Origin of the sequence: Streptomyces tateyamensis (assembly GCF_003205575.1) — a bacterium.
Taxonomy (GTDB): Bacteria; Actinomycetota; Actinomycetes; order Streptomycetales; family Streptomycetaceae; genus Kitasatospora; species Kitasatospora tateyamensis.
The window spans coordinates 1-13566 of sequence record NZ_PYBW01000112.1 but is presented as its reverse complement, the minus strand read 5'-3'; the positions used below and the strand labels follow the sequence as shown (position 1 = coordinate 13566).

8 protein-coding genes are annotated in these 13566 nt (G+C 72.3%); 4 read left to right on the top strand and 4 right to left on the bottom strand.

Features of this window, described 5'->3' with window-relative positions; translation table 11 throughout:
- Positions 1 to 116 precede the first annotated feature (116 nt).
- Positions 117 to 1493 carry a cation:dicarboxylate symporter family transporter gene (locus C7C46_RS26870; RefSeq protein ID WP_110672523.1) on the bottom strand — a complete coding sequence of 459 codons (1377 nt, stop codon included), beginning with the start codon at positions 1491 to 1493 and terminating at the stop codon, positions 117 to 119.
- A 119-nt stretch (positions 1494 to 1612) separates the two neighbouring features.
- Between C7C46_RS26870 and C7C46_RS26865 the strand changes: the two genes are divergently transcribed.
- Entirely contained in the window at positions 1613 to 3247 is a 1635-nt protein-coding gene (locus tag C7C46_RS26865; protein ID WP_110672522.1) for a sensor histidine kinase, read from the top strand.
- Positions 3244 to 3930, top strand: a complete 687-nt coding sequence (locus C7C46_RS26860; RefSeq protein ID WP_110672521.1) for a response regulator — start codon at positions 3244 to 3246, stop codon at positions 3928 to 3930. The genes C7C46_RS26865 and C7C46_RS26860 overlap by 4 nt, the downstream gene beginning before the upstream one ends.
- A 40-nt stretch (positions 3931 to 3970) precedes the next feature.
- Here the strand turns inward: C7C46_RS26860 and C7C46_RS26855 are convergent, their stop codons facing one another.
- Positions 3971 to 6820: a glycosyl hydrolase 2 galactose-binding domain-containing protein gene (locus C7C46_RS26855; protein WP_110672520.1), complete on the bottom strand. Its 2850-nt coding sequence runs from the start codon at positions 6818 to 6820 to the stop codon at positions 3971 to 3973.
- 67 nt (positions 6821 to 6887) lie between these two features.
- A complete protein-coding gene (locus C7C46_RS26850; protein WP_245984976.1) occupies positions 6888 to 8957 on the bottom strand; it encodes a glycosyl hydrolase family 8 in 2070 nt (689 codons plus the stop codon).
- Between the two features lie 230 nt (positions 8958 to 9187).
- On the opposite strand from C7C46_RS26850, the gene C7C46_RS26845 reads away from it, so the two are divergent.
- Positions 9188 to 10486: an aminotransferase-like domain-containing protein gene (locus C7C46_RS26845; RefSeq protein WP_425470125.1), complete on the top strand. Its 1299-nt coding sequence runs from the start codon at positions 9188 to 9190 to the stop codon at positions 10484 to 10486.
- Here the strand turns inward: C7C46_RS26845 and C7C46_RS26840 are convergent.
- Entirely contained in the window at positions 10477 to 10956 is a 480-nt protein-coding gene (locus C7C46_RS26840; RefSeq protein ID WP_110672519.1) for an HAD domain-containing protein, read from the bottom strand. The genes C7C46_RS26845 and C7C46_RS26840 overlap by 10 nt on opposite strands.
- 248 nt (positions 10957 to 11204) lie before the next feature.
- Between C7C46_RS26840 and C7C46_RS26835 the strand changes: the two genes are divergently transcribed.
- The gene (locus C7C46_RS26835) at positions 11205 to 13319 is read left to right on the top strand and encodes a carbohydrate binding domain-containing protein (protein WP_110672518.1); all 2115 of its coding nucleotides are present in this window, start codon (positions 11205 to 11207) and stop codon (positions 13317 to 13319) included.
- Positions 13320 to 13566 lie beyond the last annotated feature (247 nt).

The following is a 13566-nucleotide window of genomic DNA, read 5'->3' as shown; positions in this document are numbered from 1 at the left end:
GGCACCTCCTGGACAGGCAGTCTACCAGCAAAGATCCTTAAGTCACTGGTATTGAGGCTAGGCCGGGGGTGTGACAGGCGCTCGGGCCCGCGCGGCACCGGGGGTCGGGCGTGCGGTCAGGCGGGTACGCCCGCGGTCGCCGGGGCGTCGGCCTGGGCGGGCACCGGGGCGGTGGCGGGGTCGGCCAGCAGTGTCTCGTCGAACGGCAGCCGGCCGGCCAGCACCTGGCGGGTCCGCTCGTGGTCCAGCTCCTTGGTCCAGTGCCCGATCAGCACGGTGGCCACCGCGTTGCCCGCGAAGTTGGTCAGCGCCCGGGCCTCGGACATGAAGCGGTCGATGCCCACGATCAGGCCCACGCCGTCCACCAGCTCTGGCCGGTGCGACTGCAGGCCGCCGGCCAGGGTGGCCAGGCCCGCGCCGGTGACGCCGGCCGCGCCCTTGCTGGCGATCACCATGAAGACCAGCAGCGAGAGCTGCTGCCCGAGGGCGAGCGGCTTGTCCATCGCCTGCGAGATGAAGATCGAGGCCATGGTCAGGTAGATCGCGGTGCCGTCCAGGTTGAAGGAGTAGCCGGTGGGCACCGTGATGCCGACCACCGGGCGGCTGACGCCCAGGTGCTCCATCTTGGCGATCAGCCGGGGCAGCGCGCTCTCCGAGGAGGAGGTGGAGAGGATCAGCAGGAACTCTCGGCCCAGGTAGCGCAGCAGCGCGAACACGTTGACCCCGGCGACCAGGCGCAGCAGCAGCCCGAGCACCACCAGGACGAAGAGCAGGCAGGTCAGGTAGAAGCCGACCATGATCACGGCCAGGCTCTTCAGCGCGGCCACGCCGGTCGCGCCGACCAGGGCGGCCATCGCGCCGAAGGCGCCGACCGGAGCCACCCACATGATCATCGCCATGATCCGGAAGACCAGCTTCTGCAGGTGCTCCACCCCGCGCAGCACCGGCGCCCCGGCCGGGCCCAGCGCCTGCAGCGCGAAGCCCGCGAGCAGCGCGACCAGCAGGGTCTGCAGCACCTGGCCTTGGGTGAGGGCGGAGACCAGGGTGGTCGGGATGATCCCGAGCAGGAAGTCGGTGGTGCTCCCGGTGCCCTGGGCGGCCTGGGCGTGGCCGGCCTTGGCCAGCGCCTGGGTCAGGTGCAGGCCGGAGCCCGGCTCCAGCAGGTTGCCGACCACCAGGCCCAGCCCCAGCGCGATGGTGGACATCACCAGGAAGTAGCCCAGCGCCAGACCACCGACCCGGCCGACCTTGGCCGCCTTGCTGACCGACCCGACGCCCAGCACGATCGTGCAGAAGATCACGGGGCTGATCATCATCTTGATCAGGTTGACGAAGCCGGTGCCCACCGGCTTCAGCTGCACGGCGAAGTGCGGCGCCGCCAGACCGAGCCCGATGCCCGCCGCGACGGCGACCAGCACCGCGAGGTAGAGCAGGTGGGTGCGGTCGGCGCGGGGCCTGGCGGGCGGTGGGGTGGGGGACGCGGGGGAGGACATGCGGCTCCTTTGCCGGGGACGAGCCTTCGGGGGTCGTCCGACTATCCGGCCGCACCGTGACGGTCGTCACGTTTGCGTTCATAGAGTTCACGTCCGCGGGCTGGGGCAGACTGTCCGGCATGTCCGTTCGCCCACCGGTCCCGACCCTGCCGCCCGCGCGGCGGCTGCTGCGCAGCCTGGCGGGCCAGCTGTTCCTGGTGCAGGTGGTGATCGTGGCCGCCGTGGTGGCCGGCAGCGCGCTGCTCGCCTACTGGGTCACCGCGGACCGCGCCGAGGCCACCGCCCGGCGCCAGGTCACCGGCGTGGCCCGGACCGTGGCCGACTCCCCGACGGTGCGCCGGGCGGTGCTGGCCCCCGATCCGAGCGCCGTGCTGCAGCCCTTCGCCGAGCGGGTGCGCACCGACACCTGCGTGGACTTCGTGACCGTGATGGACACCCACGGGGTGCGCTGGACCCACCCCGACCCGAGCCGGATCGGCCAGCGCTTCCTCGGCACCATCGACCCCGCGGTGCAGGGCCGCACCTTCACCGAGACCTACACCGGCACCCTGGGCCCCTCGGTCCGGGCCGTCACCCCCGTCCTGGACGACCAGGGGCGGGTGGTCGCGCTGGTCAGCTCCGGCATCACGGTTCAGGCGATCAGCCGGGGCCTGCAAGGGCCGCTGCTGCTCCTGCTGGGAGTCGCGGCGGCGGCGCTGGCGCTCGGCGGCGCCGGCACCTACCTGGCCAACGCCCGGCTGCGCCGGCACACCCACGGGATGGGCCCGGCCGAGCTGAGCCACCTGTACGAGTACCACCAGGCGACCCTGCACTCGGTGCGCGAGGGGCTGATCCTGCTGGATCCCGCCGGGCGGGTGGTGCTGTGCAACGACGCGGCGCGCGAGCTGCTGGGGGTGGCCGCCCCGGTCGGCACGCCGCTGCGCGAACTCGCCCTGCCCGCCGCGCTGACCGCGGCGGTGCTCGGGCCGGCCCCGGTGCACGACGAGGTGCACCTGACCGCGACCGGCGTGGTGGTGCTGAACAGCTCGGCGATCGAGCGGGACGGACAGCAGCTGGGCCGCGCGGTCACCCTGCGCGACCACACCGAACTCCAGGCGCTGGCCGGGGAACTGGACTCGGTGCGCGACTTCGGGGACGCGCTGGCCGCGCAGGCGCACGAGGCCGCCAATCGGCTGCACGCCGTGGTCTCGCTGGTCGAACTGGGCCGCTACCGGGAGGCGGTGGAGTTCGCCACCACCGAGCTGGAGCTGGCCCAGCGGCTCACCGACCGGGTGGTCGGCGCGGTGAGCGAGCCGGTGCTGGCCGCGCTGCTGCTCGGCAAGGCCGGCCAGGCCGCCGAGAACGGCGTCGAGTTCACCCTCACCGAGGACAGTCGGATCGACGACGGGGTGCTGCCCGAGGCGCTGTCGGCCCGGGACCTGGTCACCATCCTGGGCAACCTGATCGACAACGCGATGGACGCGGCGATCGCCCACAGCGCCTGCTGGGACGGCCCGCCCGAGGTGACGGTCACCGCCCGGGCGGACGGCGGCGAGCTGCTGCTGCGGGTCGCGGACACCGGTGCCGGGATCGCGCCGGACGCGGTCTCCGAGGTGTTCCGGCGCGGCTGGTCCACCAAGGACCGGGCCGGGCGCGGGCTCGGCCTGGCCCTGGTGGCGCAGGCGGCCCGGCGCGGCGGCGGCACGGTCGAGGTGGGCCGCGAGCGCGGCGCGGTGCTGACCGTGCGGCTGCCGTTGCGGCGGGAGGCGCGGTGATCCGGGTCCTGGTGGTGGAGGACGACCCGGTCGCGGCCGACGCCCACACGCTGTACGTCGGCCGGGAGCCCGGGTTCGAGGCGGTCGGCACGGTGCACGGGGCGGGCGAGGCGCTGCGGTTCCTGGACCGGGCCCGGGCCGAGGGGGCGCCGGTGGACCTGGTGCTGCTGGACCTGCACCTGCCGGACGGGCACGGCCTGCAGTTGGCGGGACGGCTGCGGGCAGCCGGGCACGCGGCGGACATCATCGCCGTCACCTCCGCCCGCGAGTTGGCGACGGTCCGTCAGGCGGTCTCGGCCGGCGTGGTGCAGTACCTGCTCAAGCCCTTCAGCGCGGCCACCCTGCGCGAGCGGCTGGAGCGCTACGCCCGCTACCGCGAGACGCTGGCCCGGGCCGGCGAGGCGACCGGGCAGGCCGAGGTGGACCAGGCCTTCGCGGTGCTGCGCACGGCCGAGCGCTCGGTGCTGCCCAAGGGGCTGAGCGTGCCGACCCTGGACGCCGTCGCCCGGGTGCTGCGCGAGGCTCCGGGGAGCATCTCCGCCGCGGCGGCGGGCGCTGCGGCCGGCGTCTCCCGGATCACCGCCCGCCGCTACCTGGAGCACCTGGTGGACACCGGCCTGGCGGTCCGTGAGCCGCGGTACGGTCAGGTCGGGCGCCCGGAGCTGTGCTACCGGTGGCGGTGAAGGTGCAGGGCCCGCACCGCCACCGGCAGCTGACGGCGGATCAGCCCAGTACGTCGATCTTCGCCGCGTTGGAGCCGGAGACGCTCACCACCGGGGTCGCGCCCTGGAGGTCGGACGAGCGGTAACTGGCCGTCAGGGTCTCGGACTCGCCGGGCCACAGGGTTACGTCGTTGTCGCCCCAGATCGCCGAGCGCACCTGGTTGTCCCCGGCCAGCTCGGCGCCCGCGCCGGTGCCGCGGCGCAGGTCCGCCCGGAGCAGCAGGCCGACCGTCGGCGTGCTGGCGGTGTTGGTGACCGTGACCGTGACCAGCTTGTCCGCGCCGTTCGGACCGGCCTGGTCGGTGGTGGTCGCGGTGGCCGAGACGGTGGCCTGCGGCAGGCTGCGCAGCGCCTTGAGGTCGGCGTAGGAGTTCATGCTCGCCTGCGGCTGGCCGATGGTCCTGGTCCAGTTGACGGCGTCCGGCGTGGTGGAGTCCCAGTAGGTGTTCCGGTCCACCAGGGTGCCGTTCTGGCGCAGCAGCAGCTCGACGAAGTACGTCGTGCCCGCCGTCTTGGGCAGCACCGGGGTCAGCACCTTGCCCAGCACCTGCTGCGGGGCCAGGCTCAGGGTGCCCGAGGTCTGGTCGTTGAGCAGCGCGCCGGCTGTGGAGTACACCTTCGCCTCCACGGTCAGCCCCGACCGGGTGGCGCCGCCGAGGTTGTCGAGCGTGACGGTGTGGCTGTCCAGGGTGTAGAGCGCGTGCAGCGGCCGGTTGGCCCGCTGGGCCCCGAAGTAGGCGCCGGCCTGGTCGTCGTCGTTGTTGTAGAGCGACCAGAGCAGGGTGGGCCAGCCCTTGTTCAGCTGCCAGTACACGGTGCCGGTGGAGGGCGCCGAGCTGTTGGTGGAGTGCGCGATGTACGCCTCGAACTGGGCCCGGGTGGACTCGTAGTTCTGCAGCTGGGCCTCTTCCACGTACTGGCCCAGGCTGGTCGGCGCGCCGTAGCGGTTGGTGATCGCGGTGTCCAGGTTGTAGTTGGTGCCGAAGGCGTAGCCGGTGTGCTTGGTGCCCTCGTAGTTGTCGTGGTACTGGTTGGCGCCCGGCGACTGCCAGAGCGCCGACTGGTCGGCGGCCGACAGGAAGCGGTTGATCGAGTCCAGGGTCGGGATGGTGTTGCCGGAGCCCTGCTCGCTGTCGAAGCCCCAGGCGCCGCCCGCGTTGGTCTGGGTGGCGTCGCCGGTGGCGTAGTGCGCGGTGTCGTACCAGTAGTTGGGCGGCACCCAGTCGTACGGGCCCTCCTTCTCGCCGGAGACGCCGAGCTTCGGGCTGGAGTTGTACTCGGCGGAGGAGATGAACGGCACGTTCAGGTCGGCCGCGGCGAAGCCGGCCAGGGCCAGCGACTCCTGGGTCGCGGTGGGCGCGTTGTCGCTCCACTGGAAGCTGAACACCGAGGGATGGTCGCGCAGTTGCTGCCCGACGGTCTGCGCGGTCAGCTGGTAGAGCGACTGCTGGGCGGCGGTGTAGCTGGTCGCCTCCCAGAAGTCGCAGCACTGGAAGCCGGCGTTGACCAGGATGCCCGCCGCGTCCATCTGCCGGTACCAGTCGGCCGGCATGAAGTGGCCCTCCAGTCGGACCGTGTTGACGCCCATCGACTTCAGCAGGCCGATCTGCTGGGCGGTGTCGGCCGGGTCGTAGCGCAGGAACAGGTCCGGGGACCAGCCGCCGCCGCGGACCACCAGTGGCACGTTGTTCACCTTGAAGCTCCGCACGCCCTGCGGCACACCCGAGGAGGGCCCGACGAGCGAGGAGTCGACGGTGCGGATGCCGAAGGTGGAGCTGGTGGAGTTCAGCACCGTGCCGCCCTGGGCCACCGAGGTGGCCAGGGTGTAGAGCGGCTGGGCACCGAGCTGGTAGGGCCACCAGATCTGCGGGGCGGCCAGGGTGAGCGCGGGGAAGGCGGCGGGCGTGAAGCTGACCGACTTGGTGGCGCCGGCGGCCACCGTCACGTTCTGGCTGACCGTGATCGGGGCGCCGCCGTTCGGCGGGGTGACGGTGGCGCTCACCGTGCCAGTCTGTGCGGCGGAACTGGTGTTGGTCACCGTGGTCTTGACGGTCAGTGCCGAACTGCTCAGATCGGCTGCGGTGTTCTGCACCAGGTGGGCATCGCCGTCGATCAGCGGGCTGCCGGTCTCCAACTGCACCGGGAACTGGATGCCGGTGTTGTTGTCCGGCGGTATCTGGCTCCAGTCCACGTCGTCGACGGTGAGCATGGTGGTGGGGTTGTTCGGGTGCACCTCGACGGCCAGCGAGTTGCCCGCGGCGCGCAGCAGCTTGGTGACGTCGAAGATGTTCTTGGCGTAGCCGCCGGTGACGGTGCTCGCGGCGGCCACCTTGGTTCCGTTGAGCCAGACGTCGGCCGAGCCGATCACGCCGTTCAGCACCAGCCGGGCGCTCTGCCCGGCCGGCGGCGAGGCGAAGTCGGTCCGGTACCACCAGGGCACCGAGAACTGGGCCAGGGTGTCCGCCCCGACCTTGGTCAGCTGTCCGTAGCAGGTCTTCATGGTGGTGGCGAAGAAGACGTTGGGGCAGTCGCCGTTCTGCAGCAGCGCGGCGATCTCGGTGCCGGGCGCGCCGCCGCCGTCGTTGCTGACGCTGAGCCAACCGGCGGTGCCGAAGCCCGGGGTGGAGATCTGCGCGCCGGTCTGGGTGGCGGTGGCGCTGCTGAGCACCTTCCAGCCGCCGGTGGCACCGAGGTCGGCCACGGCCGAGGAGCCGGTGGGCGGATCGGCGTGCGGGGAGGCGGTGAGCGGGCTCGCCGGGGCGGCGGCCAGCGCGCCCGGGGGTTGCAGGGAGAGCGCGCCCAGCCCGAGGGCGAGCGCGGCGACGGCGAACCGTCGGCGGTGGGGGACCATGTGAGCTCCTCGGTGGGGGAGGGCGAACGGCTCCCGCCCAGGGGTGCGGGAGCCGTTCGGCAGGCGCTTACTTGACGTTCAGGGCGGTGTCGTCGATGACGAAGTTCGTGGTGCCGCCGTTGGTGTCGGTCTCGGTGCCGGTGAACTTCAGGGTCACGGTCTGACCGGCGTAGGCGCTCAGGTCGCTGGTCTGCTGCGCGTAGCCGGTGTTGTGGTTGAGGTTGGAGAAGCTGCCCGGGGTGGCCAGCACGGTGCCCGCGGTGTTCAGCACCTGGACCTTGAAGGTGTCCGGCTTCGCGGTGGTGGTGTTCTCGGTGGTGTCGACGTGCAGCCAGTAGGTCAGCGTCGCGGTGCAGCCGGCCGGGATGGTGACGGTCTGCGCGATGCTGTCGGTGTCCGCGGTGGCGTTGCCGTCGAACCAGGCGATGTGGGTGCCGGCATGGGCGGGCTCGGCGCTGGTCGAGGCGGTGATGGGCTGGAAGCCGAGGGTGGAGGTCTGGGTCCAGGGGGTCGCGCTGCTGCCCTCGAAGCCCGGGTTGACCAGCAGTTGGGCCGCGGTGCAGCCGCCGCCGGTGCTGCTGGAGACGGTCAGGGTGTAGCTGGTGCTGTGGCTGCCGGAGGCCGCGGTGCCGGTGACGGTGATCGGGTAGCTGCCCGCGGGGGTGGCGGCGCCGGTGCTGACGGTCAGGGTCGCGGACCCGCCCGCGGTGACGGAGGCCGGGCTGAAGGCGGCGGTGGCGCCGCTGGGCAGACCGGTGGCGGCCAGGGCGACGGACTGCGCGGAGCCGGAGGTCACGGCGGTGCTCACGGTGGTGCTCGCGGCCTGACCGGCCGTCACCGTGCCGCTGCCGGGGGAGGTGCTGACCGAGAAGTCGTTGGCCGGGGAGCTGCTGCCGTTCGGAGCCCAGTAGTCGCCGGACATCACCAGGTAGACGAGCATCTTGATGGACTCGCCGTAGTACCCGTCACCGAAGGGGTTGGTGGCCAGGTAGTTCCACAGGGTGTCGGTCCAGGCCTGGTCGCCGGCCGCCATCGCCGCCGGGCCGACCGCGTCGCCGGCCTCCTCGGCCTGGTCGGTGGTCGAGTAGGCGGTGCAGTCCAGCTTGGTGTGCGGGTAGATCTTCTGCGGGTTGCCGCCGGACTCGCCCTTCAGGCAGGCCGACTCCTTCTTGGCGACGGCCAGAGCGGTCGAGCCGCCGTACAGCAGCGCGTCGGTGCCCAGGTGCCAGGGCACCCGGATCGAGTTGTAGCCGACGATGTTGTCGGGCTGGCTCTCCTGGTAGTTGGCGGGCGCGGGGCTGGGGCTGGTGGTGTTGGCGTTGACCACGAAGTCGCTGAGCAGGCCGCCGGTGGCGGAGTAGGAGGAGGTGAACTCGTTGACCACCGCCTCGGTGCGGGTGACCACCTTGTTCCAGTCGTGGGTGGTGTCGTAGGCGGCGAAGGCGCGCAGGTGGTCGAGCATGAAGTCGGACGGGCGGGTGTCGGTGTTCGGGCCGTCGTCCTCGCACTTGAGGTGGCCGTCCGGGGCCACGTCGTGGGCGTAGAAGGCGGACAGCCAGGCCATCGCGTCGGCGCTGTAGCCGCCCCACTGCTTGTCGGCCAGGATCAGGCCGTAGCCGATGTCCAGGTCGCCGTCGGTGGCGCCGTCCGGGGTGCCGCTGCTGTAGTACTTGCAGGTCTTGCCGTCCAACTGCCACTGCATCAGGCCGTACTGGTCCTCGTGGTCCTTGACCAGCTGCCAGAGCCCGTTGAACTCGGTCTGTGCGTTGGCGTCGTAACCGGCCATCAGCGGCACGATGTTCATGCCGTAGCCCTGGCCCTCGGAGACCGGGCCGTTGTTGGTGGCGTCGCCGTCGCCCTTGGTGGAGACGTAGTACTCGTTCGAGGCGCAGCCGTGGACCAGGTAGTTGGCCTTCCAGGTGTCGTACTGCTTCTGCACGGCGGCGTCCCGGCTCGCCTGGGAGGCCGAGGGCATGACGCCGAGCTTGTAGGTGGTGTGGCTGGGGAAGGGGTGGCTCGCGGTGGCTGCCTGGGCGGGGGCGGCGGCCAGTGCGGTGAGGGGTAGCGCGAGCAGCGCGGTGGTGGCCAGTGCGGCCACCAGTCGCTGTCCGGGGCGGGGGAGTTGGCGGATGCGCAAGGCAATCTCCTCGGCGGGGGAGTCCGGATCGGAGGGCGACAGCTGGCGTGGAGTTAGTAAAGGTTACTAACATGCACGCATGCGGTACAGGGTTGCGGTCTGACCCGGGTTCGTCAAGGGACCCCGCGCCACGGATCCCCGGCGGACCGGGAACGGACAGCCCGGACGGGCGGGGCGGGTGGGGCGGTAGCCTGCGCTCGACCTGCCAGATCCGGCTGCTGGAGACCCGTGTGTCCGAGACCGTCGAGCTCGCCGCCCAACTCGCCCTGACCGAGCTGCACTCCGCGCTGTCCGATCCGGCGCTGGAGTCGATGAACTTCCTCAACGAGGTGGCCGGCCGCTACCCGGAGGCGCTCTCGCTGGCGGCGGGCCGGCCGTACGAGGAGTACTTCGACCTGGCGGCGGTGCCGCGCTACCTGGCCCGGTACGAGCGGTACCTGGCCGAGGAGCGCGGGCTGGCGCCCGATCAGATCCGGCGCACCGTGCTGCAGTACGGCCGGACCAAGGGGATCATCCACGAACTGGTTGCGCGCAACCTCGCGGTGGACGAGGGGATCGAGGTCGACCCCGAGGCGGTGGTGGTGACGGTCGGCTGCCAGGAGGCGATGGTCCTGGTGCTGCGCGCGCTGCGCAGCGACGAGCGCGACGTGCTGCTGGCCGTCACGCCCACCTACGTGGGGCTGACCGGCGCCGCCAGGCTGGTGGACCTGCCGGTGCGGGCGGTACGGGGCGGGCCGGCCGGGGTGGACCTGGCGGAGCTGGCGGCGGCGGTCCGGGCGGCGCGCACCGAGGGGCTGCGCCCGCGCGCCTGCTACCTGTTGGCCGACAACTCCAACCCCTCCGGGGTCACCCTGGACCTGGCCGCCCGCCGGGCGCTGCTCGAACTGGCCGAACAGGAGGACCTGCTGCTGCTGGAGGACAACCCCTACGGCCTGTTCTCCGCCGACCGGCTGCCCACCCTGAAGGCCCTGGACACCGCCCGCCGGGTGGTCTACCTGGGCTCCTTCGCCAAGACCGGCCTGCCCGGCGCCCGGGTCGGCTACCTGGTGGCGGACCAGAGCGTGGCGGCCCCGGACGGCACGGTGAGCCTGCTGGCGGACGAACTGGCCAAGCTGAAGAGCATGCTGACGGTCAACACCTCACCCATCGCCCAGGCGGTGATCGCGGGCAAGCTGCTGGAGCACGACTGCAGCCTGCTGCGCGCCAACGACCGCGAGATCGCCCGCTACCGGGAGAACCTGGCCACCCTGCTCACCGCCCTGGCCACCGCCTTCCCGCCCGGCTCCGGCGTCAGCTGGAATGCCCCGGCCGGCGGCTTCTTCCTGGTCGTCACCGTCCCCTTCCCGGTCGACGACACCCTCCTGGAGCACTCCGCCCGCGACCACGCCCTCCTCTTCACCCCGATGCGCCACTTCGACGACACCCCACCAGCGGCCCACCAACTGCGCCTGTCGGTCAGCCTGCTGACCGCCGCCCAGGTCGAGGAGGGGGTCCAGCGGCTTGCTGCCCTGGTGGCGAGTCAGGCCTGACAGCGGGTCAGCCAGGCGGTGAGGATCGCGTAGTCGTCCGGTCGGAGCCCGTAACGCGCATCGATGCGGTGCAACAGAGCCGGAGCCGGGTGGTGCTGGGCCACCCAGCGCCGGTCGGCGTCCGTCAGCTCGTCGTCCACCCAGGCGAACGGGCGGCCGGCGGCCCAGCCGACCAGCGGCCCGGTCTTCCAGTGCTGCCCGATCGGCTCGTCCTCGTCCTCCTCGGGCCAGTGCACCACGGGCAGTCGCGGCAGCCCCAGCCGGGGCGCGAGCACCTCGTTGGCCTGGTCCTCCCAGGTGGTGGCCCACACGAGCGCGGCGGGCAGCGCCCGCAGGCGCGGCCCGTGCCCGGGGTCGAGCCGGGCCAGCAGCGGGTTGGGATCCCCCGGGTCGGCGGCCGGGTACTGCCCGGGCGGCCCGCCGAAGGGGAGCAGCGGGCCGTCCACGTCCAGGAAGAGCAGCGCGGTCATGCCGAGGAGGCTAGTAGAAGTGCCTCAGCTGCGGCCTGCTCGGGCCGGCCGGCCTGTTCGGCCTGTTCGGGGTAGATCCAGCTGACCGCAGGCCGCAGGCGCGGCGGCAGTGCCGGCAGGGTGATCGCCGCGCGAGGAAAGCGCCCGGCGGGAGCGGCCACTTGACCGCTCGACAGGTCTAGTCCATCGTCGGCATCGCACCACCTGTCCCAGCGTCGCCCCCACCGTTCGCTGCAGGAGGACCACCGATGACCACCCGTCACATTCGCCCACCCAGGGCGCTGACCGCCCTGACCGCCACGCTCGCGCTGCTGCTCGGCGGCGCCGCGGCGGCCACCGCCGCCCGGGCCGACGCGACCAATCTGGTGACCGATCCCGGCTTCGAGAGCGGCCTGACCGGCTGGAGCTGCGACGCCGGCACCGGCAGCACCGTCACCAGCCCCGTGCTCAGCGGCAGTTCCGCCCTCAAAGGCGCGGCCACCGGCTCCGACGACGCGCAGTGCACCCAGACCGTGGCCGTCCAGCCCAACTCCAGCTACACGCTGTCGGCCTACGTGCAGGGCGCCTACGTCTACCTGGGCGCCACCGGCCTCGGCAACCCGGCCTGGACCCCCTCGGCCACCGGCTGGCAGCAGCTGAGCACCAGTTTCAGCACCGGCGCGAACACCACCTCCGTCACCCTCTACCTGCACGGCTGGTACGGCCAGGGCAGCTACTACGCCGACGACGTGGTGCTCAGCGGTCCGGGTGGCGGCGGTGGCGGCGCGACCGGCCCGGCGGTGCCCACCGCCCTGGCCGCCACCGCGACCACCGGCTCCAGCATCTCGCTCGGCTGGACCGAGCCCGCCACCGGCACCGCCGCCACCTCCTACAAGGTGTACGAGGGCAGCACCGCGGTGGCCACCAGCACCACCACCGCGGCCACCGTCGGCGGCCTGGCCGCCGGCAGCACCCACAGCTACGCCGTCTCCGCGCTGGACGCGGCCGGCCACGAGTCCGCGAAGAGCGCCCCGGTCAGCGCCACCACCGCCACCGGCGGGGGCGGCGGCAGCAGCGCCTGGCACCCGAACTACCTGGCGATCGGCTCGGTCTACACCCCGGGCTCCACCGTGGACTCGTTCTTCAGCACCCTCAAGACGCACGGCAGACTGCCGGACTACGGCTACGAGTACCTGATCGGCGGCGACTTCCCCAACTGGGCGAGCACCACCACCACCTTCGTCCAGCACTCGGCCCAGTTCGGCATGACACCGGTGCTGGTCGAGTACGGCATGAACGGCAACGTGGACGGCTCCAGCGTCGACTACACCAACATGCAGAACGCCAGTTGGGTCAGCTCCTACTTCCAGGCGCTGAAGAACGCCGCCAGTGCCGCCAACGCGGCCGCCCCCGGCAAGCCGGTGGGCTGGGTGATCGAGCCCGACATGCTGGGCTACCTGCAGCAGAACTACGGCGCCCAGTACGGCAACGACGCCACCCGGTTCCCGGCCGCCACCAGCTCGGCCTACTCCGCCGGGGTGCTCAGCAGCGGCACCGATCCGGCTTTCGCCAACAGCCTCAAGGGCTTGGTGGAGGCGATCAGCTACACCGTCAAGAAGTACGACCCGAGCGCGTTCCTGGGCTGGCAGGTCAACACCTGGGGCGTGCGGGACGCGCTGAAGGACACCGACACCCAGGGCTGGACCGCCGGGCGCCAGTCGGTCGTGAACACCGGCAACCAGGTGGCGGCCTTCCTGAAGACCGCCGACCTCGGGTACCGCGCCGACTTCCTCGCCTTCGACCAGTGGGGCCAGGACTTCGGCATCCTGCGCGACCCCAACCCGGCCGGCGACATCCGCTACCTGAACGCCGCGCACTGGAGCAACTACCTGCTCTACGTGCAGACGGTCCGCCAGGCGCTCGGCCTGCCCGCCGTGCTCTGGCAGATTCCGGTCGGCCACCTCAACGCCACCCGCACGCCGAGCCCGACCTACTGGAACGCCTCCGGCACCTTCCCCGATCTGGACGACGTGACCACCGAGCAGGACGAGGACTCCGCCTCGACCTTCTTCTACGGCGACTCCTTCACCAGCAGCGGCAACAGCCTCGCCTTCTACGGCAGCAACCCGGGCGCCGACCCGAAGGTCTCGGTGTCGGGGTCCCCCCAGACGGAGTCCGGGGGAGGATCCACCGTCACCTGGGGCTCGCACCTGCCGGAGGCGGCGGCCGCCGGGGTGGTGGCGATCCTGTTCGGGGCCGGCACCGGCACGGCCACCTACGGGGTGCCCGAGATGGTCGGCACCAACCAGAGCGGCCCGGGCGACTTCGGCTACTGGGTGACCCGTACCCAGTCCTACCTCGCGGCGCCCACCCCGCTGCCGTAGGCCTCCCGAGACTGCCCCACCCGCCCCACTCGCCCTGCCCGCCCCACCGCCCCGACCGCCCTGCCCGGCGGGCGGGGCGGCCCGGCTGCCCGCAGAGTGGTACCCATGGACACCCGACCCGCCCCGACGGCCCCGTGATCCGCCGCCCGCCGCGGCCGACGGGTGCTCAGGTCGGGCCGGGGCTGCAGAAGACGGCCGGCTACGCGTGGCGGCTGCTGGTGCTGGCGGCCGCGCTCTACGTGGTGCT